General features: G+C 28.6%; 21 protein-coding genes. 8 read left to right on the forward strand and 13 right to left on the reverse strand.

The window, feature by feature from the left end; genetic code table 11:
* Positions 1-16 precede the first annotated feature (16 nt).
* Positions 17-2,326: a BspA family leucine-rich repeat surface protein gene (locus Q0K19_RS06920; protein WP_297246646.1), complete on the forward strand. Its 2,310-nt coding sequence runs from the start codon at positions 17-19 to the stop codon at positions 2,324-2,326.
* A 271-nt stretch (positions 2,327-2,597) separates the two neighbouring features.
* Here Q0K19_RS06920 and Q0K19_RS06925 read toward each other — a convergent pair whose 3' ends face one another.
* The gene (locus tag Q0K19_RS06925; RefSeq protein ID WP_297246648.1) at positions 2,598-3,425 is read right to left on the reverse strand and encodes a CAP domain-containing protein; all 828 of its coding nucleotides are present in this window, start codon (positions 3,423-3,425) and stop codon (positions 2,598-2,600) included.
* Positions 3,426-3,567: 142 nt separating this feature from the next.
* On the opposite strand from Q0K19_RS06925, the gene Q0K19_RS06930 reads away from it, so the two are divergent.
* From Q0K19_RS06930 to Q0K19_RS06940, 3 genes are all read left to right on the forward strand, one after another.
* On the forward strand, positions 3,568-5,130 hold the full coding sequence (locus Q0K19_RS06930) for an NAD(P)-dependent oxidoreductase (RefSeq protein ID WP_297246650.1): 1,563 nt from the start codon (positions 3,568-3,570) through the stop codon (positions 5,128-5,130).
* A 1,041-nt stretch (positions 5,131-6,171) separates the two neighbouring features.
* The gene (locus Q0K19_RS06935) at positions 6,172-7,113 is read left to right on the forward strand and encodes an EFR1 family ferrodoxin (protein ID WP_297246682.1); all 942 of its coding nucleotides are present in this window, start codon (positions 6,172-6,174) and stop codon (positions 7,111-7,113) included.
* 420 nt (positions 7,114-7,533) lie between these two features.
* Positions 7,534-8,454 carry a hypothetical protein gene (locus tag Q0K19_RS06940; RefSeq protein WP_297246652.1) on the forward strand — a complete coding sequence of 307 codons (921 nt, stop codon included), beginning with the start codon at positions 7,534-7,536 and terminating at the stop codon, positions 8,452-8,454.
* 84 nt (positions 8,455-8,538) lie between these two features.
* Here the strand turns inward: Q0K19_RS06940 and Q0K19_RS06945 are convergent, their stop codons facing one another.
* Complete coding sequence (locus Q0K19_RS06945) at positions 8,539-10,053, reverse strand: restriction endonuclease (RefSeq protein ID WP_297246654.1); 1,515 nt, start codon at positions 10,051-10,053, stop codon at positions 8,539-8,541.
* Positions 10,054-10,330: 277 nt separating this feature from the next.
* On the opposite strand from Q0K19_RS06945, the gene Q0K19_RS06950 reads away from it, so the two are divergent.
* From Q0K19_RS06950 to Q0K19_RS06960, 3 genes are all read left to right on the forward strand, one after another.
* Positions 10,331-10,960: a queuosine precursor transporter gene (locus Q0K19_RS06950; protein ID WP_297246656.1), complete on the forward strand. Its 630-nt coding sequence runs from the start codon at positions 10,331-10,333 to the stop codon at positions 10,958-10,960.
* Positions 10,961-11,082: 122 nt separating this feature from the next.
* Positions 11,083-12,060 carry a beta-ketoacyl-ACP synthase III gene (locus Q0K19_RS06955; protein WP_297246658.1) on the forward strand — a complete coding sequence of 326 codons (978 nt, stop codon included), beginning with the start codon at positions 11,083-11,085 and terminating at the stop codon, positions 12,058-12,060.
* Between the two features lie 14 nt (positions 12,061-12,074).
* Positions 12,075-12,494: a C-GCAxxG-C-C family (seleno)protein gene (locus Q0K19_RS06960; protein WP_014486854.1), complete on the forward strand. Its 420-nt coding sequence runs from the start codon at positions 12,075-12,077 to the stop codon at positions 12,492-12,494.
* 75 nt (positions 12,495-12,569) lie between these two features.
* Here the strand turns inward: Q0K19_RS06960 and Q0K19_RS06965 are convergent, their stop codons facing one another.
* The 10 genes from Q0K19_RS06965 to Q0K19_RS07010 all read right to left on the reverse strand — a co-directional run bounded on the left by Q0K19_RS06965 (position 12,570) and on the right by Q0K19_RS07010 (position 24,138).
* Positions 12,570-12,860, reverse strand: a complete 291-nt coding sequence (locus Q0K19_RS06965; RefSeq protein ID WP_297246660.1) for a hypothetical protein — start codon at positions 12,858-12,860, stop codon at positions 12,570-12,572.
* The gene (locus Q0K19_RS06970) at positions 12,860-13,642 is read right to left on the reverse strand and encodes a hypothetical protein (RefSeq protein ID WP_297246662.1); all 783 of its coding nucleotides are present in this window, start codon (positions 13,640-13,642) and stop codon (positions 12,860-12,862) included. Before Q0K19_RS06970 ends, Q0K19_RS06965 begins: the two co-directional genes overlap by 1 nt.
* 30 nt (positions 13,643-13,672) lie before the next feature.
* Positions 13,673-14,341 carry a HEAT repeat domain-containing protein gene (locus tag Q0K19_RS06975; RefSeq protein ID WP_297246684.1) on the reverse strand — a complete coding sequence of 223 codons (669 nt, stop codon included), beginning with the start codon at positions 14,339-14,341 and terminating at the stop codon, positions 13,673-13,675.
* An 11-nt stretch (positions 14,342-14,352) separates the two neighbouring features.
* Positions 14,353-16,956 (reverse strand): alanine--tRNA ligase, encoded by a 2,604-nt coding sequence (gene alaS, locus Q0K19_RS06980; RefSeq protein ID WP_297246664.1) that lies wholly within the window; start codon positions 16,954-16,956, stop codon positions 14,353-14,355.
* Positions 16,957-17,171: 215 nt separating this feature from the next.
* Positions 17,172-18,683 (reverse strand): DegQ family serine endoprotease, encoded by a 1,512-nt coding sequence (locus Q0K19_RS06985; RefSeq protein WP_297246666.1) that lies wholly within the window; start codon positions 18,681-18,683, stop codon positions 17,172-17,174.
* Positions 18,684-18,948: 265 nt separating this feature from the next.
* Positions 18,949-19,881: a lysophospholipid acyltransferase family protein gene (locus Q0K19_RS06990; protein WP_297246668.1), complete on the reverse strand. Its 933-nt coding sequence runs from the start codon at positions 19,879-19,881 to the stop codon at positions 18,949-18,951.
* A gap of 14 nt (positions 19,882-19,895) precedes the next feature.
* Positions 19,896-21,917 (reverse strand): hypothetical protein, encoded by a 2,022-nt coding sequence (locus Q0K19_RS06995; protein WP_297246670.1) that lies wholly within the window; start codon positions 21,915-21,917, stop codon positions 19,896-19,898.
* Between the two features lie 20 nt (positions 21,918-21,937).
* A complete protein-coding gene (locus Q0K19_RS07000; protein ID WP_297246672.1) occupies positions 21,938-22,717 on the reverse strand; it encodes an SDR family NAD(P)-dependent oxidoreductase in 780 nt (259 codons plus the stop codon).
* Positions 22,718-22,920: 203 nt separating this feature from the next.
* Positions 22,921-23,424 (reverse strand): hypothetical protein, encoded by a 504-nt coding sequence (locus Q0K19_RS07005; RefSeq protein ID WP_297246674.1) that lies wholly within the window; start codon positions 23,422-23,424, stop codon positions 22,921-22,923.
* Between the two features lie 216 nt (positions 23,425-23,640).
* On the reverse strand, positions 23,641-24,138 hold the full coding sequence (locus tag Q0K19_RS07010) for a hypothetical protein (RefSeq protein ID WP_297246676.1): 498 nt from the start codon (positions 24,136-24,138) through the stop codon (positions 23,641-23,643).
* Positions 24,139-24,307: 169 nt separating this feature from the next.
* Between Q0K19_RS07010 and Q0K19_RS07015 the strand changes: the two genes are divergently transcribed.
* The gene (locus Q0K19_RS07015) at positions 24,308-25,783 is read left to right on the forward strand and encodes a M17 family metallopeptidase (protein ID WP_297246678.1); all 1,476 of its coding nucleotides are present in this window, start codon (positions 24,308-24,310) and stop codon (positions 25,781-25,783) included.
* Between the two features lie 92 nt (positions 25,784-25,875).
* Here Q0K19_RS07015 and Q0K19_RS07020 read toward each other — a convergent pair whose 3' ends face one another.
* Positions 25,876-26,481, reverse strand: a complete 606-nt coding sequence (locus tag Q0K19_RS07020) for a sugar O-acetyltransferase (RefSeq protein WP_297246680.1) — start codon at positions 26,479-26,481, stop codon at positions 25,876-25,878.
* Positions 26,482-26,703 lie beyond the last annotated feature (222 nt).

Consider the following 26,703-nt stretch of genomic DNA (forward strand, 5'->3'; position numbering starts at 1 on the left):
AAACTAGGAGGTTATTATGTCAGAAAAACAATTTAAGCCAAAAACTAAAGAAGAATTAAAAAAATTAGTGGAAGATAAAAGTATTAATCTTGGAAACATTGATACAAGTTTAATAACAGATATGAGATATTTATTTCTAATTAGTAAAAGAGAAGATTTTTCAGGTATAGAAACCTGGGACGTATCTAATGTTACAGATATGGCAGCAATGTTTAAAGAGTGTGAAAATTTTAATCAGCCTTTAAATAGTTGGGACGTATCTAATGTTACAAATATGTATGCTATGTTTTATGGTGCAAAAACTTTTAATCAGCCTTTATACAAATGGAATACTTCTAAAGTTACGAGTATGGGTGAGATGTTTATGAATGCCAAGAGTTTTAATCAGGATATAAATAATTGGAATGTATCTAATGTTGAATATATGAATGAGATGTTTTTGGGTTGTGCTAATTTTAATCAGCCTTTAAATAGTTGGGACGTATCTAATGTTACAAATATGTATGCTATGTTTTATGGTGCAAAAACTTTTAATCAGCCTTTATACAAATGGAATACTTCTAAAGTTACGAGTATGGGTGAGATGTTTATGAATGCCAAGAGTTTTAATCAGGATATAAATAATTGGAATGTATCTAATGTTGAATATATGAATGAGATGTTTTGTGGTTGTGAGAATTTTAATCAGCCTTTAGATAAGTGGAATACTTCTAAAGTTACGAGTATGGGTTATATGTTTTCAGGTTGTGAGAATTTTAATCAGGATATAAATAACTGGGATGTATCTAATGTTACAAATATGTATGCTATGTTTAAAGGAGCTGCAAATTTTAATCAGCCTTTAGATAAGTGGAATACTTCTAATTTAACAGGTCTTGCAGATATATTTTGTGATGCTTTTTCATTTAATCAGGATTTAAACAGCTGGAAAACAGAGAAAGTAGAATATATGAATAATGCTTTTTTTAATGCCTCATCTTTTAATCAGGATAATATTAAAAATTGGAATTTCAAAAAAGTTAAAGATTTTGATAATATTTTTAATGATGTTTCATTAGATTTAATTTTAAAAATATATTCTTTTCAAAGCTCAAAGTCTGCTATATCAAATCTTAAAAAAATTATAGCTGAATTTGATAAAAAAGAAGTTTATAAACTTGGCTTAAAATACAATAAAAAGTCAGTATCTGAAGTTCTAAAAAAACTTGAAAATACTTGTTATGATGAATTAAAAGAGCTTATTTATAGTAAAGAAGATATTATAAAAGAGTATAAAGAATTAGAAAAAGCAGAAAAGAAATCCGAAGCAAAAAAAGATAAAAAAGATAGTAAGCAAATAAAAATGCATCAGCCAAAAAACAAAAATGAATTAATAAAACTAATAGCAGAGAAAACAAAATTTGATAAAATAGATACTTCTTTAATAACAGATATGAGTAATCTTTTTAAAGATTCTAAATTAAAAAAGTTTGACGGTATAGAGACTTGGGACGTATCTAATGTTGTAAATATGGAAAGTATGTTTGAAGGAGCATTAGGTTTTAATCATAATATTGAAAGCTGGGACGTTTCAAAAGTTGAGAATATGAGTTCTATGTTTAAAAAATGTAAAAAGTTTAATTATCCTTTTAATGATTGGAATGTATCTAAAGTTGTTAATATGAAAAATATGTTTGCTAATTGTGAGAGTTTTAATCAGCCTTTAGACAAGTGGAATGTAAGTAATGTAAAGGATATGTCATCAATGTTTTATTATGCTGAAAGTTTTAATCAAAATATTAATGACTGGGAGGTATCTAATGTTGAAAATATGTCTAGTATGTTTGAAGGTGCTGAGCTTTTTAATAGTGCTTTGGATAAATGGAATGTATCTAATGTAAAAGATATGTCATCAATGTTTTGTTTTACTAAAAGTTTTAATCAGCCTTTAAATAGTTGGGATGTTTCTAATGTTGTTGATATGGAAGGTATGTTTAAATTTTCTAGTTTCAATCAGCCTTTAGACAAATGGAATGTAAGTAATGTAAAAGATATGTCAATGATGTTTGATAATGCTAAAAGTTTTAATCAGCCTATTAATAATTGGAATGTTTCTAATGTTACAAGTATTAGTCAGATGTTTCATTATGCTTCATCATTTAATCAGCCTTTGGATAATTGGGACGTTTCTAATGTGGAATATATGAATTCTGTATTTTATTATGCTGAAAGTTTTAATCAGAATTTAGAATCTTGGAATGTATCCAAAGTAGAGCCTAATCGTATGAGAGATATGTTTAATAACTCAGCAATGGAAAATAATAAGCCTTCTTGGTATAAAGATTAATTTTTATTAAGTTTTAATTAGCTAATAATTTTTTAATAAAGTTATTAGTTAATTAAATTAATAAATCTATATATCAGGTATCATAATAAATTTTAATATAATAATTTTTAAATTTATTAACATTATATATAAAATGAACTAATTAAAGATTATATCAACTTTTTTGCCAAAGCGGCAAAAAGACAAATGTTATAATTAAAATGGCATTTAATAACTTTAGTATTGCACTAAAAAGTTGATATAAAATTTATTTTCTATAAGTTATAAAATATTAGTTAGTAAATACCTGAACCCAATATAATCTGCCATTATATTCAAATACACCAACCCCTATTTTACCGAAATTCTTTTGAAGTATATTTGCTCTGTGTCCAGGTGATTTAAGCCAGGAGTTCATAACATCATCAGCATCGAATTGTCCGTTGGCTATATTTTCACCTGCTGTTTTGTAAGTGATATTATATTCTTTTAATACTGTAGAAAAGTCTGTTCTGTTTGGTCTTGTATGCGAGAATAATTTTATTAATTCTTCGGCCCTTTTCTGGGCAGCTTCGCTTAATTTTGCATCTAAGACTAAATTAACAGATACATTATTTTGCTTTCTAGCTTCATTACATAACTCAACAACTCTTTCTCTCTCTTTTTGTATATTTAATTCCTGTTTTACTATGCTGTCATTTCTTGATGCCACATAAATTATCATCCAATATTTTTTGCCATTATTCTTATATACGGAAGCAGCAGCATGAGTGAATTTATTGTTTAATATTAAATTTCTTTGTGATTTAAGCATTTGAGCAAATACTTGTTCCGCTGTCATATCTGCAATGATAGACCCTTCAGAGTATGAAGCAAATTGTATATTATTGTCTTGCAAAGCAGTAGATTTTCTTATTCCGCTTGCTATTTCTTTAGCTCTTTGATTGGCGGCATTTTTTAATTGAGTTTCCGTTTTGTATTCATTAAGACCTGATTTTTTTCTTTCATCATTTATTAATTTAAATAATTGATTTGCTTCATCATTATTTTGAGCAAAAGATATTTGAGTAAAAACTATTAAACTTAATAATATTAAATATGCTTTTTTACAATATTTCATTTTTAGTCCTTTTGAATACATTATTTACAAAAATTATATTTCTTATATAATACTACATAATATAAAAACTGTTTATTTTTAAAGTATGTAAAATAATAGTAAATTTTAAAGCAATTTTATAACGATCAACAAAGGAATATGTATGAAATATATAATAGCTTTAACAGGTGCCACAGGAAATATGGGACTTGAAACTTTAAGACAATTAATGGAAATAGAAGATATTGAGCTTGTAAAGGTTCTTGTAAGAAAAGAAAGTAAAAAAGCAGGTGAAAAATTTAAAAAACAATATGGAAAAAGAGTAGAGATAGTATCAGGTTATTTATATGAAAGAGATGACTGCGAAAAATTATTGAAAGACTGCCATTATGTGCTTAATCTTGCTGCAGTGATACCTCCAAAATCTGATAAATATCCTAAACTAGCACATCTTACAAATTTTGTAGGAGTTAAACATATAGTAGATATATTGGAATCAATGGATAAAGATAAACGCCCTAAACTTGTGCATATATCAACAGTAGCACTTTACGGTAATAGAAATGAAAAACACCCTTGGGGCAGGGTAGGCGATCCGTTATTAATAAGTCCTTATGATGCATATTCTTTTTCTAAGTTAAAGGGTGAAAGATATGTACTTGATTCATCATTAGAAAACAGAGCTATAATAAGACAAACAGCAATGCTTCATAGCAGAATGCTTACAGATAATATGAGCGACGGATTAATGTTTCATACTTGCTATAATGCACCTCTTGAATGGGCTACTGCCAGAGACAGCGGTTTATTAATGAAAAGAATAATTGAGGAAGATATAAAAGGCAATTTAGATGATTATTTCTGGAAAGGCTGTTTCAATTTAGGAAGCAAGGCAGAAAATAGGCTTATAGGTTATGATACATTTAATGACGGATTCAAACTCATAGGCGGATCAACTAAAACATATATGAAGCCTAATTGGAATGCTACAAGAAATTTCCATGGACTTTGGTATTATGACGGATACAAACTTGAAGAGTTATTCTCTTATCAGAAAGAGTCCGTTACAGATTATTGGAATGAAATAGGAAAGACTCATTGGTATTATTCATTAGGAAAAATAGTACCTCCTTCTTTAATATCATTCTTTGCTATACAAAGACTTTTGCCTCATCCTAATTCACCTACATATTGGAGAAGAAACGGAGAGGACGGTAAAGTTATAGCTACATTCGGAAGTTTAGAAAATTTTGATAATCTGCCTAAGAAATGGGAGAATTTCAATTTACTTTTTGAAAATAAAGACTCCGAAGGAAATTATATAGATTATAAAGCTTTGCTTGATATAAAGAATGCTAAACTTCTTAATCATGGCTATGATGAAAGCAAAAAAGACAGTGAAATAGATTTAGAAGACTTGAAAAAAGCTGCAGAGTTCAGAGGCGGAAAACTTTTAAGCAGTAGCATGACTAAAGGCGACTTACATACAAAATTAAAATGGGCTTGTGCAGAAGGTCATGAATTTGAAGCTTCTCCATTCACAGTTATAAAGGCAGGTCATTGGTGCATGGAATGTATGCCTGATTATCAATGGAATTTTGACATGCTTGCAAAAAAGAATCCTTACTTTGCTCAGGTTTGGTATGATTCGCATAAAGAAGATGAAAATATGCTTTATTATTTCGATGAAGATTTTAAGGCGTATTATAAGAAGATAAATGGTTAAAAATATTGAAAAAATATAGAAAAATGCTATAATACATTATCAAGCTCTTTGACATATTGAAATTTCGCACGAGAGGGTGATTTTTTGATAATTACATAGAAAATAGCTTGATAATTACATAGCTGGGCGAAAGTAAAGCGAATTTACAAAGAGGATTGATAATTACATAATGAGTTTAAAAACATATAAAGGAAGAAACTAGTTTAAAAACCTTGTGTTGTAAATAAATATTACTAAATTTTTACAAAAAATTTAAGAAAAAATTACGGGTTTTTAAACTCATTCCCCGCGAGGGGACGAAAAGGTTCCTGCCTTTCTTCCTCCTGTTTTTACAGCTCCTTTCTTTTGTTTTTAAACTCATTCCCCGCGAGGGGACGAAAAGATATCAGTCATATTACATTTATAACCAACATCGATTATATCATAGTTTTTAAACTCATTCCCCGCGATACCACAAGGGTACTTCCTACGGTCGGGGGACGAAAACTGTTGTGCCTGCTGCTATTGGCACAGTTAAACTTTTATCAGCTAGTTTTTAAACTCATTCCCTGCGTAGCATTCCGGTACGGAGCTGAAAGGGGACTAAAACATTTTAGAATATATTTTAATGATATGTCTTTTCTTTAATTCAAGTTTTTAAACTTATTCCCAAAATATGGAGTGGTAATTACAAGTATATAAGTTTGGGTAATTAGCAGGTAATAAACCGCACCTATAGTGGACTATCTTAAATGTTTAGTAATACGGTGCGGGAAGCCACGCGGCGAGCGTTTTTAAACTCATTCTCTACAAAGTGAAGGGCAGCAGCCGAGTAGGCTATGTAATGAAAGGTAATAAACCGCACGTATAGCAGACTGTCTATAAGGTTGGCAATTCCGTGCGGGTTGCCACGCGGCGAGCGTTTTTAAACTCATTCCCGCTTACTGTCTTTTGGCAGTTTGAGGGACGAAATTATGCCTTTGAACTAAAAATAAATTTTGACAAAATATATTCACTTTAGTATAATTAGCGTATAAAATTTAATAGGTTAATAAGATGAGTATTTATGAAAATAAAAAAGCTGTAATATATTGTTTTTCAGGAACCGGAAACACTGAAAAGGCAGCTAAAGAATATAAAAAAATATTTGAAGAAAATGGTGTTGAAACTTTAGTTTATAATGTAGGCGATAATTTTGATAATATGCCTAGTCCTGAGTATTATGATTATGTATGTCTTGCTTATCCTATACATGGATTCAATGCACCTTATCCTATTTTTGATTTAATAAAATTATTTCCAAAGCTAGATAAAAAGAAGATATTTATTATAAAAACTTCCGGAGAGCCTTTAACAATTAATAATATTTCTTCAGAGCCTTTAATGGCAAGATTAAAACCAAAAGGTTATATACTTACTAATGAATATCATTATATAATGCCTTATAATATAATATTCAGACATACCGATGAGTTCGCAGCTAAGATGTGGAAAACTGCTAAGGCTTTATGCGTTATAGAGGCTAATGAAGTTTTACAAGGCAAAGAAAGTTTTTTAAAGAAATTTCCATTCGGCAGATTAATAGCATTTTTATTTAGAATAGAACACCCTGCCATGAAAGTTAATGGTAATTTATTTAGAGTTAAAAAGATTTGCACTCATTGTAATTTATGCGTGAAAAAATGTCCTGTTAATAATATTTATAATGATGAAAAAGGAAATATCAAATTCAAAAATAAATGCGTAATGTGTACAAGCTGTGCATTTAGATGTCCTGTTGATGCTATTAGTATAGGTATATTGAATTTCTGGAGAGTTAATGGGGTTTATAAATTTGAGAATCCTCCTACAGGAATAAAAGGTAAGCATGACAATTACTGCAAAAAGGCATACAACAGATATTTTGCAGATGCAGACAAAAAAATACATAATTATGCCGGCAGGGCAGAAGAAGAATATAAACAAAAATCATATTATAAAAACATAGAAAATTATCTTTTATAATTAGTATATACTGAAACGATTTAATTTTGCCTACTACTACATATTATATAATTATTATCAACTTTTTTGCCGCACACGCTCTGCGGACTTCGTCAAAGTTGCTGCCGCAGGCACGCTACGCGAAAACGCATATACTACAACTTAATATTTTAAGAATATGTATTAAATATAATATAATACTATTATTTTGTGTAAAAATGCAGTTGTTTTGGTTCTCGCCGAAGGCGGGCTTCGCCTTATACCAATACCGAAGTACCTACTCGGTAAAAGAACTGGGGTATGGCTTCGCAGCAAAGCCCCAAATATTAAAAACAAAATATAATTGTTTAGGTATATCATAACAATAAATATTATTCTAACACTTTTTTTATAATTTCCGAAAATAAAAAAAACAATATAAAAATAAGTTTGGAGCGGAAAATGATAAAGAAGTCTTTAGCAATATTAATAGCTTTATTGTTAGTTTTTACAATATCATGTAAGAAACCTGCAGAAGGCAATATAGAAGATGATTATATCAATGAGATAGAAAAGGAATATCAAAACTCATCAAGTAATGATGTTGTTGTTGAAACTAATAATGGTGTTTCTAATAATAATACATCAAATAATATGTCATCTGCATTAGATAATGATTATAAGCCTGTAAATAACAAGCCTAATCAAAATATAAATAGAACAGATAATAATACTTCATCTTCTTCAGCAGCACCTGCTAAGAAAAGACCATTGAAAGCTACTATATATAATTTTTATAGCCCTTGGACTTCCCAAGATGATCCTTTGATGATTAGAGAAATAAGAGTTATGATAGCTAATAAAGAGTACACTCAGGCTCTAAATTATATAAATAAATTAGATTTTAATAATTTACCTGAAGATGTTGATGTAGGACATTTATATCAATTTAAAGGTATAGTTCATTATTTCCTTGCTAAAGAAGGAAAATCAAATAATACTGTAGATAAAAATCATATTACTTCAGCTGATGAATGCTTTAAGAAAGTAGCGGGATTAACTTCTATAGAAAAATTTAAACCTCTTTCATTATTATGGAATGGTATGCTTTATCAAACTTATTCAAGTGATAAAAATGAACTTCAGGAAGCTATTGCTTTGTTTGACAGAGTTATCACAGAATATCCTAGAACTAGATTTGCTAATGATGCTGTATTCTATAAGGCTGTAACTATGAAGAAATTAGGTATGCCTGAAAATGAATATAATGATCTTTTCCTTTCTATAAAAAGAGGCGGTTTTGTTGATACTTTAGTTTTCTCACAAGTAATAAATGACTATGTTCCTGCTAATGATTTAGTAGATAGAGAAATGTTAAAATAAATTTTCGCTTATTTTTGTTTTCAAAAAGTGATAGTTTATATAAAAATAAACTATCACTTTTTTATTTTTATGATTATTTTTTTATTATAGTTTTTCATCTTTAAGAAGATTATTAAATTGATTTCTTGAATAAACTGTTATTTTATCATTGTATGAAACATAGCTTTTAGCACTATTACTTAATGTTACAGGTACTATTAAAATACCGTTTTTAGCTCCTGATTCATTAATCATCATTTGGAAATCTCTTATTAATAATTCTCCTATTTCAATTTTTTTCCATCTTTTGAAAGATATTAAAGTGGTATCTCTTTTATTTCCTTTGGTATTGTATGTTATATAATTAACCTCATCACCGTAATCACTTTTAGAAGCAGCATCAGTATATTCCTGTATTATAGAATACGATAGTTTTGTGCGTATTAAATTCTGACATAATTTTTTGAAGTCAATCATATTCATATTATAAATGTGATCTACTTTCTGAACAATCTTTAAGCTTATTTCATTATTGCTGTTATTATCATTTATTTTTAATTCATCTAATATTTTCTTAATATTTATATTATTTTGTATTGTTATAAGATAAGCTAAATAACTTATATCTATAAAAGAACCTTCCCATAAATCAACAGCTCTCTCCCAGTTTTGAATATCTTCTTTTTCTACATACTTTTCATAATTATCATTTTTAGAATTATCCAATTTCATTAAATTTCTTAATTTACTAAGTTGTTCTGTAGCTTTATTTATATCTGATAAATATTTTATTATAAGCTCAAAATTATAAGTATTTAATTCAGGCAATTTTAAATCATTGATAATTTCAAATAACCTTTTGGATAAAGATATATCTCTTAAAAAATATGAGTAGAAAGAATAGTCTAATACTAAATCAGATATTTTTTTATTAGGATTTGATATATTATATTTTTTATATAGATTATCATATAATTCTCTAAACTTTTCATTATCAAGAACTTTATACAATATATGCAGATAAATTCTATCCATATATAATTGATTATTAATATGTTTATTGATTATAATCTGCTCTATAAAACCTCTTGCTATATTTAATTCATCAGAAAGCATATACATAGATATTAAAGTTTTATTAATATTATCTATATCTTTATCATTTTCTTTTGCTAATCTTTTTTGAAGTTCTTCTAAAAAGACAATAGATTTTTTATAATCTTTTGTTTTAAAAAAACTAAAAGCAGCTGCTTTAAGATTATCTGTATCAAATTCATTTTTGTTTAATATAGCTTTATTAAAATAATCGCAGGCAAGTATATAATATCCTTCATTGCAAAGAGTAGTTCCTGCTTTAATATTACAAGGCATATTATTGGAATCTAATCTGGCAATTTTTAGAGTATATTTAAAAGCTTCTTCATTTTTATCGAAATTCTCATAAAAGCTTTCGAGTTTTTGACATATCTCTAATTCCTCTTTTTCTTTAAAGAAAGAAACCTGCAGTAATTTTTCATACATTTTTAATGCTTCTTCTATTTCGCCTATTTGTTCTTTAAGTTTAGCTAATTGATAAATAGATACATAATCTTTTTCATCTTCATTAATTTTTTTTGTCAATTCTTCTATTTGCTTTTTTACATATTTTGGAGACAAAGTTTTCTTGTTGCTAAGAATTCTTTTTAATAATTAAAATTAATAATACTATTGCTGATAATATAATATAAACCATTTTAACAAACCTTTTTACTTATATTTATATACAATAAATATAATAAAAATTATATAAGTTTTTTACATAAAATCAATTTTTTTTATTATAAAAAAACTATAGACTAAAATATTTTTTTAGTATATTATATATCAACTAAATATATCAAATTAATGGGTTTTCAATATGGAAAAAAGGGAAGAAGATTTTAGTATTTCGTTTATTACTATACTGATTATTTGTTCTTATATAGCTTGTCAAATGATATCAAATATAGCAAGCGTTAAGATAGCCAATGTTTTAAGTCTTGCTGTTGATGGTGGTACATTTTTATATCCTTTAGCTTTTACAATAAGAGATATGGCACATAAAACTATAGGCAAGAAAAATACTCAGAAACTTATAATAGTATCAGCAATTATTAATATTTTTTCTCCTATTTATTTTTATATAATATCACAAATACCTGCGGATGCAAGTTGGGAGTTTAATGAGGCTTTTCAATTAACTTTAAGTCCTGTACTTAGAATAGCAATAGCATCTATACTAGGCTCTACATTATCAGAGCTTGTTGATACAGAAATATATCATCTTTTCGTAACTAAGATAACAAAGAAACATCAGTGGCTTAGAGTATTAATAAGCAATGCTTTTAGTATACCTGTAGATAATTTAGTATTTGTTGCTATAGCGTTCTGGGGAGCTTTGCCTTTTGATGCTTTGGTAGGAATATTTATATTTAATTTCATAGTAAAATATGCTGTTACAGTGATAAGCGTTCCTATGATTTATTTAGTAAAAGATAAAAATATATAAAATATGGTTAATTATAACTATAAATACTATTGACATAAAATACTATGATTGTTATCTTTTTCTAAATAAAAATTGATTATAAGAAAATTAATAAAATAATATAAAAAGAGAGTTTAATTAATATGAAAGCTAGTATTAAATATTTGTCATCATATTTACCTGAAAATGTAATGACTAATTATGATTTAGAAAAGAAATTGGACACTAATAATGATTGGATAGTTTCAAGAACAGGAATAGAAGAAAGAAGAATAGCAGATAAAAAAGAAAGTACAGGAGATATGGCAGTTAAGGCTGTGTCAAAATTAAAAGATAAAGGTGCTGTAATAGAAGATGCTGATGCTGTAATAGTTGCTACTTCTACAAAATCATATACTTTTCCTTCTACTGCAGGACTTGTTCAAAAGGCATTTAATATAAAAAATTCATGTCTTGCTTTTGATATATCTGCTGCTTGTTCTGGATATATATATGCTTTAAATACAGCTGCTTCACTTATAGAAAGCAGAGAATGTAAGAAGGTTTTAATAGTTGCTGCTGAAAAATGTTCTGATATACTTAATTGGGAGGATAGAACTACTGCTATATTATTTGGAGATGGGGTTAGCAGTGCTTTATTAGAGGCTTCTTCAGATGATTCTAAAGGCATTATTTCAACAGATATAGGTTCTGAGCCTAATGATGAAATACTTATAGTAAAAGGCGGCGGAAGTGTTAATCCTATTACAGAAGAGAATGTTGAAGATAATACAAACACTATAACTATGGCAGGTACTGAAGTTTTCAAAAAGGCTGTTAAGACTTTCGATGAAACTATCAATAAAACAGTAAAAAATGCTGGTTTAGAGTTAAAAGATTTATCACTTATAATAACCCATCAGGCTAATACTAGAATAATGAATGCTGTTGCAAAGACTTTAGGTTTGAATGATGATAAATTTTATATTAATATACAAAAGTACGGCAATACATCTGCAGCTAGTGTAGGTATAGCATTTACAGAGGCATTTGAATCTAATGCTATCAAAGAAGGCGATTATGTTCTTCTTACTGCTTTCGGAGCCGGTCTTACTTGGGGATCTACTTTAATTAAATTCTAATTAAGGAGCATTTTATGACATTATATGAGTATTTATATTCTGGATTTGGTAAAGCTGAAGACTTGAATTGTGCGGAGAAAATGCTTTATGGAGCTAATAAAGTTTATGAACTTGGAATAAATAGAAATGATTTGAAATTGGCAGCAGGTTTTGGAGGCGGTATGGCTGTTGGTATAACATGCGGTATATTAACAGGCGGAATAATGGCTTTTGCTAAGGCTTTTATAGAAGATAGAGGACATGAAGGCACTCTTTTAAAAGAAATAGAAGCAGAATATATAAATAAATTTAATGAAAAAATGAATAGCATTAATTGCGATTATTTAGTAGAACATTACAGAGATGAAGAAAAAGGATGCGATTATTTAATATTTGAAGCTGCTAAAATATTCGATGAATTAATGGAAAAATATAAAGATTATAGAAAAATTTAATTAATTTATGAAGTTTTAAAAAGATAGAGTATTAAATAAACAATACTCACTTTTTAAAACTTAATATAAATACTTTTAAATAATATCACATATAGAATTGATAATATTTACTTTCTTTCTTTCTCTTTCACTTAAAGGTGCATATTTGGATTTGTACATTATATCATTAGCAAGAACTATAAACTGTTCTTTAACCAATTCAGCAGCCTCTTTAGGAGTTTTTCCTGTAGATTTTATAGCTAAATCCTCATTGCCTATAACATAATGATCCTCTGCTATTTTAAGCATATAACCTTTTAATGGTTTTTTAAAATGAAAATCATCTACATCACTAAAATTTAATTCTATCTTTTGTTTTTGTGCCATTAATATATACCCGCCTTTTTTGCATAATCTTCATTAGTTAAACTAAATGTTTTTTGTGTGAATATAATATCATTGGTATTGAATGCATAAGGAACTTTTCCTTTTAAACCATTCACTCCATTTGATATAGCCTGATCTATAACTATGTATAATTCTTCAGCATGCTTTTTTTGATATTTCATAACATCAGCTATAACTATTTCATAAGCAGTTTGTCTTGTAGGTGCTCCTGTATCTCCTATTATATAATAGGAATATCCATTCAAAGTATCTATCCATAAATAATTTCCATCTATATCATAAATCTCAAAATCTATTTTTACTTTTTGAGACCAAAAAGACATAGCAGATTCAGCATACATTATTCCATCTACTTTATCAGCGAGTAAAGCTAAAGTTTCTTCGCTTAATCTATTAGTTGCAAGCGTACCTGTTGCTGCAACATAATCGGCCCCCAATATAGAATGATGAGGAAGATTAGCAAATTCTTTGTTTCCTATAGCTTCCTGTAAAGTAACAAGCTTAACCATTTCATTTTGAGAATTAAAATTACTAATGAAACTGTTTAATACAAAATCAGTATATATTTCAGTATTTAAATATTTTAATCTATCCCAATAATCATTAGTCATACTCTTTGGAAAAGTAAAAGAAGCAACAGCAATAGTTCTATTTTTATCTATTATATCGTCTACTCTTACATAAGAATATTTTGATGCACATGATATTGTAATAAATAAAGACAATATTAATATAAAAAGAAAATTGATTTTATTATTCATTAAATATATTTTCCTCTATTATGTATATTATTATTCTGCTGATGCTGTTTCTTTCACTTCTTCTTCAGCTTTTGCATTTTTCTTATTTTTTCTATATTCTATTACCTGATTGATAGTGGATCTTACAGCATAATCTTTATCTGTAGAGGCTAATAGATTTAAAGACCTATCAACTCTAGCATCATCATAATCTTTTAAAGCCTCAACAGCAGCCATTCTAACCCATTTGTTTTTACTTGATAAACTATCTAGTATAGAATTCAAAAGAGTCTTAGCATTCATTCTTCCAGCCACTTTAAGACCTTCTATCTGAACCTGCAAATCAGTATCCGATATAGCTCTTTTTATTCTGTCAATAGCTTCAGGATTATTAGCATCTAATTTTCCAAGTCCTAAAACTGCCAAGCATCTCACATTAAAATCAGGGTCTTCTACGCTAGCACGAAGAAAATCACTGTATGCAATATCAGCCTCTATTTTTCCAAGTACCCATATAGCTTCAGCACGCACCTCTCTTCCGCCGTTTTGTGCCGCATTAAGTACTTCTAATACAGTTGCTTCATCATCAGGATTTTTTGCAAGTTTCTGCTCTGCTTTATGTACATCTTCGATTCTTCTTAATGTAACATCTTTTTCAGAGCATGAAATAATAAGCATAGAACTTACTGCAAATATGAAAAGTATAATATTTTTCTTCATATCAAAATTTTTTATAACCATTTACTCTTTAATTTATTAATTTCTTCTTTAGCTTTTTCTATATTCTCTATAGAACCTTGAGCAAAAGTATCTTTTCCGCCTCCGCGTCCTCCAGCAGCAGCAATAATATCTTTTATTATATTATTGGCAGATAATTTCTTATCTTTTAAAGCATTACCTGTTATCTGTACAAGTATAGAGTTGGAAGAATCAGTTTTGCTTATCATTACAGCAATACTATCTTTTACTCTTTCTTTTATAGTATCAGCATAAAGTCTAACTTCTTTAATATCTTCATTAAACTCTAAATTATAGAATTTAATCCCTTTCAAATCTTCAAAATTATCCATAAATGAAACAGCAGAAGCACCTGAAGTTTTAAGCTGTTTAATTTCTTTCTGAAGTTTTTTTACTTCATTTTGAAGACTTTCAGCTCTTACAGTAAGCTCATCTGTTTTTGAAGCATTGAGTATATGTGCTAAATTCTTCACTTTGCTGAATAATTTACTAGCTTCATTAGCAGCTTTTAATCCTGTGATAGCCTCTATTCTTCTTACACCGCTAGCCACAGAACCTTCACTCACTATATGGAAAAAACCAACTTCTGATGTATTTGTCAAATGGCTTCCTCCGCAAAGCTCTACTGAAAAACCATTTCCTATATCTAGTATTCTTACAGTATCGGGATATTTTTCTCCAAATAAAGCCTTAGCACCGCAAGCAATAGCCTCTTCTTTAGGCATATATTTTATAACAGCAGGCATTGATTTGAATACTACTTCATTAACCTGATTTTCTATACTTATTAATGTATCTTCTGAAATTGAATTAGGGTGGGTGAAGTCGAATCTTAAATATTCATCATTTACAAAACTTCCAGCCTGATTAACATGGCTTCCTAATGTAAGCTCTAATACCTTTTGAAGTATATGTGTAGCTGTATGATTTTTTCTTATAGCACATCTTCTGTCGAAATTAACAAATAATTTTATTTCTTCGCCTACACTTAAAGAATGACTGCTGCAGTCTGCTATATGTATAATAGTATTTTCTTTCTTTTGAGTATCTATAATTTTTATTATTTCTTTTTTGCTGTTTTCTATATACCCATTATCTCCGATCTGTCCTCCCATTTCTCCATAGAAAGGTGAAACATCTGTGATAATAACAGCATTTGAAGATGATGTTTTATCTTTTTTGGCATTATCTTCATATACAGCAACTATTTTTGCATTTACTCCGTTTATTAAATTATCAGTTTCTTCTCCAACATATTTAGTTTCATAATTTTCAACATATCCGAATTTTGATCTTTTATCTTCTCCAGCTCCTCTGCTTCTTTTCTTCTGCTCTTCCATAGCTTCTTCAAATCCGGCCTTATCAACTGTAAATCCATGATCTGATGCTTCTTCTTCTGTTATATCTATAGGAAGTCCGTAAGTATCAAAGAGCATGAAAGCATCTTTACCGGATATTACTTTGCTGTCTTTATTTTCTTCCATTACAGCATAAAGTTTATTCATACCTGCTGATATTGTGTTTATGAATTTATTTTCTTCATCTTTTAATATTCTTTTTACATTTTCTTCTTCTTTAGGAAGATAATCATATATTTCTTTATATACATTAACTACAGAAGATGTAATTTCATTTAAGAAAGAAACTTTATGTCCTAAATCGCTTGCAGTTTTCAAAGCTCTTCTTAAAAGTCTTCTAAGTACATAGCCTCTTCCCTCATTAGAAGGAGTACAGCCTTCGGATATTACAAATACTAATGCTCTTAAGTGATCTGCTATTAAATTGATTTTAGTTTTATTTTTATCATCATATTTAACATTCAATTTTTTAGCTATAGCATCAACTATAGGCTTCATTACATCAGTTTGATAATTGCTTTCTACGCCTTGAGTAATATAGCATAATCTTTCAAGTCCCATTCCTGTATCTATACCAACATTAGGAAGAGGAGATAAATTGCCTTCAGTATCTTGGAAAAATTCATTGAATACTAAATTCCAGAACTCTAAATATCTTTCGCAATCGCATCCAACAAAACAATCAGGTTTTCCGCATCCTTTCTCTTCACCCATATCAATATAAAGCTCACTGCAAGGTCCGCAAGCTCCTGAATCTCCAGCAGGTCCCCAGAAATTATCTTTCTTTCCAAGTCTTACAATCTTCTCTTTTGGCACGCCTATATGCTCATTCCAAATTTTGAAAGCATCGTCGTCTTTTTCATAAATAGAAACATATATTCTTTCAATAGGAAGTTTAATAACTTGAGTAGAAAATTCCCAAGCAAATTCTATAGCTTCTTTTTTGAAATAATCGCCCATAAAACAGAAATTACCAAACATCTCAAAGAATGTATGGTGTCTTGCTGTTTTTCCTATATTTTCTAAGTCAGAAAGTCTGAAACATTTTTGTATAGTAGCCACTCTTGAATACGGAGCTTTTTTTATACCTGCATAATAAGGTTTGAATTGCAGCATTCCCGCTGTTGTAAATAATAGGCTAGGGTCATCTATTGGTATAAGAGATGATGATTTCTCTATAGCATGCTTTTTACTTTTAAAAAACTCTTTAAATTTTTCTCTCAATTCTAAATGTGTCATGATAAACTACTCCTATTTTTTAAGAACATTTATATATATGAAAATTTAAATTTTTATTGTCAAATAATATATTCCATTAATAATATATTAAATCAATTATGAATGCAAGTACAAAATATAAAAATAGTTAACATAATCAATATAAAGTATTGAACATAAAAAAAGAATTGCAAGCATTTGCCTGCAATTCCTTTCTATTAACTTTTATTAAAGCACTATTCTATAATTATAACATAAGTCATTCTTGCTCGTTTTATAGTTATTGTAAAGGACTTATCATTACCATAAGATTTTACAAAGTTGTCATAATCATCAGTATTTGAAATTGTTATGCCGTTAATAGCTTTAATAACATCTCCAGGTCTAAGTCCGTATTGATAGGCTTTTGAGTTCTGAGTCATATTAAGAACTACAACGCCTCTCTCATTGCTTCTTATCTGAAGTCTTTGAGATATTTCAGGAGTGATATTAGAAACATCTAATCCCATCCAAGAACGAGTACTGCTTTGTGAATTATTTTGAGATTGTCTTGTAGGAACAACTTCTTCATCTTCAACTCTAGCTTCTATAGTAATTTTAGTGCTTCTTTCTCTTCCGTTTCTTAAATATTTAACATTAACCTCTTTTCCTACTTTAGTAGTAGCTACTTTATTGAATAAATCACCTGATTTAGTCATTTTTTCGCCGTCATACTCTATTATAATATCTCCGTCCTGTAAGCCGCCTTTTGCAGCAGGTGAATCAGGTATAACTTCACTTACATAAACACCGCTGTTTTGCTTAACATTTAAACCTCTTGAAAGATTTTCATCTATATCTTGTAAATATATACCTAAATATCCTCTTGTAACTCTTCCATTTTCTTTTAAGTCAGTCATTACTGAAGTAGCTAAATTAATAGGAGTAGCAAATCCTATACCTATACTTCCGCCTGAAGTAGAATATATTAATGTATTTATTCCTATAACCTGACCATGAATATTGAATAAAGGACCTCCGGAGTTACCAGGGTTTATAGCAACATCAGTTTGTATATATCTTTGATATTTATTAGCACCAACATCGCTTCTTCCTTTAGCACTTACAATACCGAAAGTAACTGTATTATTAAGTCCATAAGGGTTTCCTATAGCAATAGCAAATTCTCCGGGCTCTATAGCGTCACTGTCTCCTAAGGCAACATAAGGGAAAGTTCTGTTATTTGCTTCTATTTTTAATAATGCTAAATCATAAGCTTCATCGTATCCTATTAATTGTGCTGGAAGTTCTCCGTCTTCTCCATAAAGTGTAATCATAATTTTAGTAGCACCTTTCACAACATGGTAATTGGAAAGTACATATCCTTCTTCATTGATTATGAAACCGCTTCCTAAAGATTTCTGACTTCTCTTTTGTCTAGGCATTTGATCGCCAAAGAAGAATCTAAAGAATTCATCTGCATATCTGTCTTCTTCAGTTTGTCCTGCCTCTATTTCTGTAGATATATTAACTACAGCAGGCATATTTTTATCAACTACATCTCTTATAGCATTTTCAACAGCCAAAGCTCCATCTAATGAACCTGTAAAAGCTGTTTTTTCAGGTGCAGCTTGTGCATGAACCAAGAACTCGTCTTTTTTATAATTTTTTTCATAAGAAAATATGAAAAATGAAATGATTATACCAACCAAAGTAAATGTAAGCCCAAGGTTTAAAAAGAACATAAATGAACGTTTTTTTTGCTCCATATACTCATAACCTCCAGTTTAATGTATTTTTCGGACTAAAATTTTAATAATTTGCCACAACTTTATTATAGTAAAAAAATATTAATTTTTAAATAAAAAATTATAATAAAAATAAAATCGAAAATATTATATGAAGATTATTACCTCATCGTTTCATAAAATCAAGAAATTTATATTATTTATATAATGTTATTCTGACAATTATTATCGTTTTAGTACATTTAATATATAATATAAACCTATCAAAAAAAAACAAAGTAAAAAACTATTTATAATTATTATTTTTGTAAAAAATTTCAGGCTCTCCATTAGGTCTTGTATTCCATCTAGGATGAACCCAAAGCCAATTTTCAGGATGTTCTGATATTATTTCCTCTAATTTTTTTGTATATCTTTGTACATTATGTTTTATAGTTTCTTCTTTAGTCTCTTTTTCTTCTATGTACATTATATCATGTATAATGATTTTATGATGTCCGTATCTATCCGGTAAACTGTAAAGTATAGCCATTGGAGAACCTGTTTTCATAGCTATAGCAACAGGTCCAACTGCTGTGGCGGCCGGATATCCAAAAAAGTCAACAAAAACACCATCTAAATAATTTTGATCGCATAAAAAAGCAACAGGACCATTATTATTTAAAACATGAAATATTTCTCTTAAATCGCCTTTTTTTGGTATACATTTCATACCTCTTTTCTCTCTCCAAGAACGCATATAAGCATCTAATTTTGGATTATCAAGCGGTCTGAATATTACGCCTGGATGATATTTTTTTATAGCGAAATAAAAAGCTATATATTCCCAATTTCCTATATGCCCTGTAATAGCTATGATTCCTCTTTTTTTCTTGTTCATAGCTTCATCAAATTTGTCCTGACCTTCTATTTTTATTCTCTTTAATATTTGTTCATCTGACATTCTTGATGATTTAATAAACTCGGCAAAAGTCATCATCATAGATTTCATAGATCTTTTAGCTATTACTTTTCTTTCATGAAGACTTTTTTCAGGAAATGCTTGTTTTAAATTAATCAATGCAACTTTTCTAGCACTTGGTACAAGATAGTACATTAAAGTACCTATTAACTTTGCAAATAATATTACTATAATATAAGGCATAAATGCCATTATTTCCATCAATATACGAAGCGGAATATATTCAAGCATTATAACCTTTGGTGATTTATAAGCCAAAATAACCTCTCTACTTACTGTTTTAAATTTTCTTCTTCTGATTCAGATTCAGGTTCTGTAAATAAATCTTCGTCCTCTAATGATTCATCAAAGCCGTCATCTCCAAGTACAATTTCATTTGGGTTAGTTGCATTATCATTTGGATTATCAGTATTTGATTCTTCAGTTTCCGTACTTTGATTTTCACCATTTTCTGCATCAATATTATTTTCAGTATTAACATTAACTTCATTAGGATTGTTTTCAGTATTAATATTTTCTGATGCATTATTAGATGCTTCTATATTTTCAAGAGTTTCTTGTTTTTGAGCGATGCTTATATCTGGTTCATCATTATCTCCGCCTTCTATAAGAATTCCTGCTCCTGATAACTCACCCTGTGTGATTAAATAATTAAGACCGGATATAAAATAATAAGCTTCTGTTAATGCTTTCATTACATTATATCCCTGTATTCTTTTTTTACCTTTTCCTATTTCTGTTGAGAAAGTTAATATATCATTAGGGTTTTCTATAATTCTTTCTCTCTCTTCTTTATCTAATAATAATTTATCCAATTTTCTTTTGAAAGGAGTTATTATTGATACATAAGTGTTTCTTAAGTTTTTAGCTAAATAAGAACGCTGACCGTTTTTATCTGAAAGCATAGAAACTCTCTGTTCAAAACGCATAGTTTTATCTTCTTCTACTTTGTTTATTGTTTTACAAAGCTCACTGTATTCATTCAATCTTGAATTAGTATCTGATAAAGATAAGAATATATTATTAAAATCATTTTTATAATCTGTTCTTACCTGATTATCATAAACTAAATTATATCTTACTTTATTAGAAACGAATACCGCAGAATACTCTCTGTCTAAAAAGTCTATTAATACTTTGATTCTATATATTTTGTCTTTTATAGGAACAATGAAAAAAGGATCTGCTTCATATTCTATATTATTGTCAGATTTCTTGAATGATACGCATTTTTCTATAAGTTTTACACCTATAGATTCTACTTTACTTAATTTTTCTTCTTCATTGTCTTTTTGCTTTCCTATATTTTCTTTTGCCTGCTGTATTTTAGTTTCTTGTAATTTTTCTTTTTCTTTTCTTAATTTAGTATAATATCCTAATATATCTTCATCTGTTATATTTAAGTAACGGTTAAAGTCATTTATAGTTTCTAATGGTTCTTTAGATGCATACTGTAAAAGAGTGAATAGTTTAGGATAATATTTTCCATATATTAAATCTACAGCTCTTTTAAAAGCAGATATTCTGGAGTTTACAATTCCTTTGCTTATGTTATCAACCATAGCATAGGCGAACATAGCTTTTTCACCTGCTAATTTTATTCTTGAAGAATAAGCATGAAGTACATAAAGCGGTCTGAACATAGCTTTGATTTCTTTTACATAACTTTCAGCCATAACAGTGCTATTTAATTCTTTATATGGTCTTAAAAAATCTTTATAAACCCCTTCGTTATATTGATCTTTTATTCTTTCTAATAACTCTAAATCATCTAAAGTTTTAGCAAATTGAGAAATTACTTTTTGATGTTTTGCTTTTGCATCTATATCAGAAGCTTCGCTTGGATTTAAAGCATTAAAAATTAAAGTGTCCATTTCTAATAGGGCTGCTATAGCATTTTTATCTATAAAATTTAAGAATTTAGGATTAACATTTCCGCCCATCAATGTGATTACACCAGAACTTAAAGCATTGAACCATAATTTAATATTGAAAAATAATCCATTACTTTTTTTATTTTGAATACTTATAGCGGAAGAAGATTTGTTATTTTTATCCTTACTATCACCTTTGAAATTTGAAGAACTGGAGCCTTTAGAACCTTTGCTGCTATTTCCTCCTACTACTGCATTTTGACCTTTTTTTGATGATCCTACAAGAACATTATTATCCTTTTTTTTATCTGGTACCACCTCACCGCCGGCATCTACAAATTTATTAAATAAATCTTTTCTAGCATCTTTATTAAGTTCATCTAACTTTAATCTATCTCTAGTGTTATCTATATCTCCCATAAATGAAACTCCCTAAATAATTAATTGTTTTTATGTATTATAGTAGCACTACCTTGATTTTCTGCCATTATAGTCATACTTGATATTTGTACATGACTTTTTCTAGTTAATGCATACTCTATATTATCGGCTATATCTTCGGCATATAAAGGATTAAATCCTTTGTATACATTGTCAGCTTTTTCCTTATCGCCTTTAAATCTTACAGTAGAAAACTCTGTATTAACTGCTCCTGGTTTTATATTTGTTATTTTTACAGGTTTGTCTATTAATTCTACTCTTAAACTATCGCCGAACATTTCAACAAAAGATTTAGTGGCACAGTATATAGCACCTCCGCTGTAAGCTTCATCGGCAGCAGTAGATGATAGATTTACTATATGTCCATGTTTGCTTTCTAATATATATGGGAGTAAAAGTCTTGTTAACACTATTAATCCTTCGCAATTAACCCTAATCATTTGCAGAGAATCCTCTATAGGATTATTATAATATAAGTCTTTACCTAAAGCTAAACCAGCATTATTTATGAGTATATCTATTTTTTTATCTTCATCACTAAGAGAATCTATAGCCTTTACTATATCTTCAGATTTAGCAAAGTCCAATTTTATCACTTTTACTTTTACATTATGATTTTTTTCTAATTCATTTTTTAAAGTTTCAAGTTTCTCTATTCTTCTTGCAGCTAAGATAAGATTAACTCCATTAGAAGCAAGCATTTTAGCTACAGCCTCTCCAATACCTGCACTTGCTCCTGATACAAATGCAGTTCTTCCTTTAATATTTTCTACATACATAATGAATCCTTATTGTTGCTAATAAAAATTATTTTCTTAGTGGTTCTGCCAAGTAAACTTGCCAGAAGAAAATAATTTTTATAATTAGCTTTTTGATATTTTTTCACATATTAATTTTTTATAATTAGATTTAAATAATTTTAAAACTATTTTTTATTACAAATTATTGATAGACTATATCTAATAAATTTATATAAAAATCATTATTGATAAGTTTCTACCATTCCAGCAACATCTTGAGCTGTATATTGCATACCAACTTCATTAAGATATTTTGTGATTAATGCATCTACCTGTTTTTTTAATCCTTTAGAATAAAGTTCCATAACCACAGTACAATTCTGCTTAGAATCCCATTTAGTTTCTACAACAGAAGCTCCTCTTATTCTTCCAGCAACTCTTTCCTGTATAACGTATTCATCTATCATGCCTTTTTCAGTAGAGCTTAAAGATTCTATATAAGAACCTACTATTCTTGCTACAATTTTATTTTTAGCATCTAGTTCAGCTGCTTGTTTTGATGTTAATTCCCTTCTGAATTTATCATCTATATCTATATCATCTGCTGGAGAACCCATTCCCATTACTCTGAATGTGTCATCATTGATCCAGCCTTCTGGTCTTTCTCTGCTTACTCCGCTTCCGCATGAGATAATAAACAGTGAAAACATTGATGTCATAATAAATAATTTTATAAATTTATTCATATTTAATCCTTTCCTAGTTTGATTGTAGTATTATATATTTTGAGTACTATATTGCAATACCATAATAAAAATAATTTTACCCGTATATTTTAAATATAATAAAAAATATAGCAAATTTTAATTGCTTTAATAATTATCGATTATTATTAAATTTAATTTTATAAAAAAATAAGGGCTACCATTAAGGTGCCCTTATTTAATATCATATTTTAATAATTATTTATAAGTTCTTACCATTCCTGCAACATCTTGAGCAGTATATTGCATACCAACTTCATTAAGATATTGAGTTACTAAATTATCCATCTGTTTTTTAAGGTTTTTTGAATATAGTTCCATTACTACAGTGCAATTTTGTTTAGAGTCCCATTTACTTTCTACAACAGAAGTCCCTCTTATTCTTCCAGCAACTCTTTCCTGTATAACATATTCATCTATCATACCTTTTTCAGTAGAACTTAAAGATTCTATATAAGAACCTACGATTTTTGCAGCGATTTTATTTTTTGCATCTAGTTCTGCTGCTTGTTTTGCCGCTACTTCTCTTCTGAATTTATCATCTATATCGTCTGATGGCGAACCCATTCCCATTACTCTAAATGTATCATCATTAATCCAGCCTTCTGGTTGGCTTCTGCTTACACCGGTTCCGCATGATACCACAAATAATAGTAGAGAAATAGAAATTGCTACATTAAATATTTTTCTTATCATATATTTTCAACCTCCTGATAAAATAATATGTAAGTTTATATGGATTATATACCTTTAATAGTATATTGCAACATCTTTTATAATATTTTTTTATATTATAATTGACATAAAATAAACATTATATATAATTATTAATCGAAGTTATTTTAAAATCATAAAGGAACAAAAAATGAAATTAAAACATACAATCAATTTCATTAAAAAACATACTGTAGCAGTATTTGTAAAAGTAGAGAAAGAGCAGCTTAAAGTATGCTCATTTAATGAAGAATACATAAAGTTATTTAATAGTTTAGTAAAAGATAAATATTATAATACTTCTACTCCATTTGCGTTCGCATTTGCAAGCAATACAAGAGTGATTTATATTACATATAAAGAAGTAAAAAATTATATGTATGAAACTTGGAAGAATGCCGGTGCTTCATTAGTAAAAATAATGAAAGATTTACATATAGATGATATAGAAGTGGATATGGCTGAATTATTTGCTGAAATAGCTTCTGAAGAATCATATATTCAATTTTGTTTAGGTATTTTACTTTCTTCTTATAGCTTTGATAATTATTTAGGCAATAAGAGATTGAAAGAACAATCTAACATTAAGAATATACTTTTAGTTTCTGAACATAAAAAAGATACTGAAAATGCTATATCTAAGGCCAATCAGATAGCAAGCAGCATATTTTGGGCAAGAGATATGGTTAATGAGCCTAGCAATGTTATAAATTCTTTGACATTTGTTGACAGAGCTAAAAAACAGGCTGAAAGCAGAAAAATAACTACTACAGTTCTTACTGAAAAAGAATTAAAAACTCTTGGTATGAATGGAATACTAGGAGTTAATGCCGGAAGTAAGAATCCTCCTAGAGTATTTATCGCTCAATATAAGAAAGCTAAGGCTAAAAAACATATTTTATTAGTAGGAAAAGGTATTACTTTTGACACAGGCGGAATGATTTTAAAGCCTAGTACAAGTATGCTTGGTATGAAAGATGATATGGCAGGAGCTGCTGCTGTTTGCGGAGCTTTATTCTTAATATCTGATATGAATTTGGAAGCAAATGTTACTGTAATATGTCCTTTAACTGATAATAAAACAGGAAGTGCTGCTATAAATCCTGGTGATATATTGAAAATGTATAATGGCGTTACTGTAGAAGTTGTTAATACAGATGCTGAAGGAAGATTAATACTTGCCGACGCTTTGGCTTATGGAATAAAAAAATATAATCCTGATTTCGTAATAGATATTGCTACTTTAACAGGAGCTTGTTCAATAGCTTTAGGAAGACATGCTTCAGGACTTCTTTCTAATGATGAATCTTTGTCCGCTGCTTTAAAAGAGGCAGGCAATGATACTTATGAGAGAGTATGGGAACTTCCTATGTTTGATGAATATAAAGAAGATATAAGATCTGATATTGCTGATATAAAAAATTCAGGCGGAAGATATGCCGGAGTTATAACAGCTGCACAATTCTTATCATACTTTACAGAAGGAGCAAGATGGGCTCATTTAGATATAGCAGGTACAGATATGAGTGATATAAATGTAAAATATATATCTAAAGGTGCTACAGGAGTAGGTGTGTATTTACTTGCTAAAACAGTAGAAAAACTTGTTGATATAGATAAATTTTAATTTGTGAATATTAATTAATTTTTTAATAGTTATAAGAATAATCATAGTATTTTTATAAAATGCTATGATTATTCTATATTTTATAAATGTATTTAGTTATATTGGTTATTATTTTTCCAATTCAAATTCTTTATTTTATCATCATCATTTATTTCTCTTATAGCCTTGCAAGGGTTGCCAAAAGCAAGCATATTATCAGGTATATCTTTAACAACAACACTTCCTGCTCCTATAACACAATTATTTCCTATGGTTACTCCCGGAAGTACAATGACATTTGCTCCTATCCATACATCATTTCCAATAGTTATAGGATATGCATATTCTATATAACTATTTCTTCTTTCTTTATCTAAAGGATGTCCGGCAGTATAAAAACCGCAATTAGGAGCAATAAACACATTATTTCCAAATTTCACTTTAGCACAGTCAAGTATTACACAATTATGATTTACAAAAAAATTGCTTCCAGCTTCTATATTGAATCCATAATCACAATAAAAAGGTGCTGTAATTGCGAAATTTTGTCCTATTTTTCCAAATAACTTTTTAACAATATTTTCTTTTTCTTCTGCTTGATTAGATTTTAGTAAATTATAATCTAAACATAAATCCTTTGCTTTGTTTCTCATAATTTCCAGATCTTTATCAGCAGAGTTATATTCTAAACCATTAATCATTTTTTCTAATTCAGTCATTAATAAGTTCCTTTTTGATTAAATTATGATGATAATTATATGATAAATATAAAAAAATAAAATTAGTTTTTAGTTTAAACTTGAAATTATTTGTGTAAAATGTTATAATTAATTTTCAAATTAGATAAAAATGGGAGTGTATATGCCTTCAGGAAGAAAAAGACTTCGTCAAAAGATGGCTACGCATAAACGCAAAAAACGTTTACGCAAAAATAGGCATAA

This window comes from uncultured Brachyspira sp. (assembly GCF_944393015.1).
In the GTDB taxonomy this organism is placed as follows: Bacteria; Spirochaetota; Brachyspiria; order Brachyspirales; family Brachyspiraceae; genus Brachyspira.

Bases quoted from the DNA above. Each gene is read 5' to 3' on its own strand.
- Q0K19_RS06940 (WP_297246652.1), top strand. From the start codon at position 7,534: ATGATAAAGAAGTCTTTAGCAATATTAATAGCTTTATTGTTAGTTTTT.
- Q0K19_RS06975 (WP_297246684.1), bottom strand. From the start codon at position 14,341: ATGAAGAAAAATATTATACTTTTCATATTTGCAGTAAGTTCTATGCTT.
- Q0K19_RS06930 (WP_297246650.1), top strand. From the start codon at position 3,568: ATGAAATATATAATAGCTTTAACAGGTGCCACAGGAAATATGGGACTT.
- Q0K19_RS06925 (WP_297246648.1), bottom strand. From the start codon at position 3,425: ATGAAATATTGTAAAAAAGCATATTTAATATTATTAAGTTTAATAGTT.
- Q0K19_RS06960 (WP_014486854.1), top strand. From the start codon at position 12,075: ATGACATTATATGAGTATTTATATTCTGGATTTGGTAAAGCTGAAGAC.
- Q0K19_RS06985 (WP_297246666.1), bottom strand. From the start codon at position 18,683: ATGGAGCAAAAAAAACGTTCATTTATGTTCTTTTTAAACCTTGGGCTT.
- Q0K19_RS07005 (WP_297246674.1), bottom strand. From the start codon at position 23,424: ATGAATAAATTTATAAAATTATTTATTATGACATCAATGTTTTCACTG.
- Q0K19_RS06955 (WP_297246658.1), top strand. From the start codon at position 11,083: ATGAAAGCTAGTATTAAATATTTGTCATCATATTTACCTGAAAATGTA.
- Q0K19_RS06970 (WP_297246662.1), bottom strand. From the start codon at position 13,642: ATGAATAATAAAATCAATTTTCTTTTTATATTAATATTGTCTTTATTT.
- Q0K19_RS06950 (WP_297246656.1), top strand. From the start codon at position 10,331: ATGGAAAAAAGGGAAGAAGATTTTAGTATTTCGTTTATTACTATACTG.
- Q0K19_RS07000 (WP_297246672.1), bottom strand. From the start codon at position 22,717: ATGTATGTAGAAAATATTAAAGGAAGAACTGCATTTGTATCAGGAGCA.
- Q0K19_RS06920 (WP_297246646.1), top strand. From the start codon at position 17: ATGTCAGAAAAACAATTTAAGCCAAAAACTAAAGAAGAATTAAAAAAA.
- Q0K19_RS06995 (WP_297246670.1), bottom strand. From the start codon at position 21,917: ATGGGAGATATAGATAACACTAGAGATAGATTAAAGTTAGATGAACTT.
- Q0K19_RS07010 (WP_297246676.1), bottom strand. From the start codon at position 24,138: ATGATAAGAAAAATATTTAATGTAGCAATTTCTATTTCTCTACTATTA.
- Q0K19_RS06965 (WP_297246660.1), bottom strand. From the start codon at position 12,860: ATGGCACAAAAACAAAAGATAGAATTAAATTTTAGTGATGTAGATGAT.
- Q0K19_RS07015 (WP_297246678.1), top strand. From the start codon at position 24,308: ATGAAATTAAAACATACAATCAATTTCATTAAAAAACATACTGTAGCA.
- alaS (WP_297246664.1), bottom strand. From the start codon at position 16,956: ATGACACATTTAGAATTGAGAGAAAAATTTAAAGAGTTTTTTAAAAGT.
- Q0K19_RS07020 (WP_297246680.1), bottom strand. From the start codon at position 26,481: ATGACTGAATTAGAAAAAATGATTAATGGTTTAGAATATAACTCTGCT.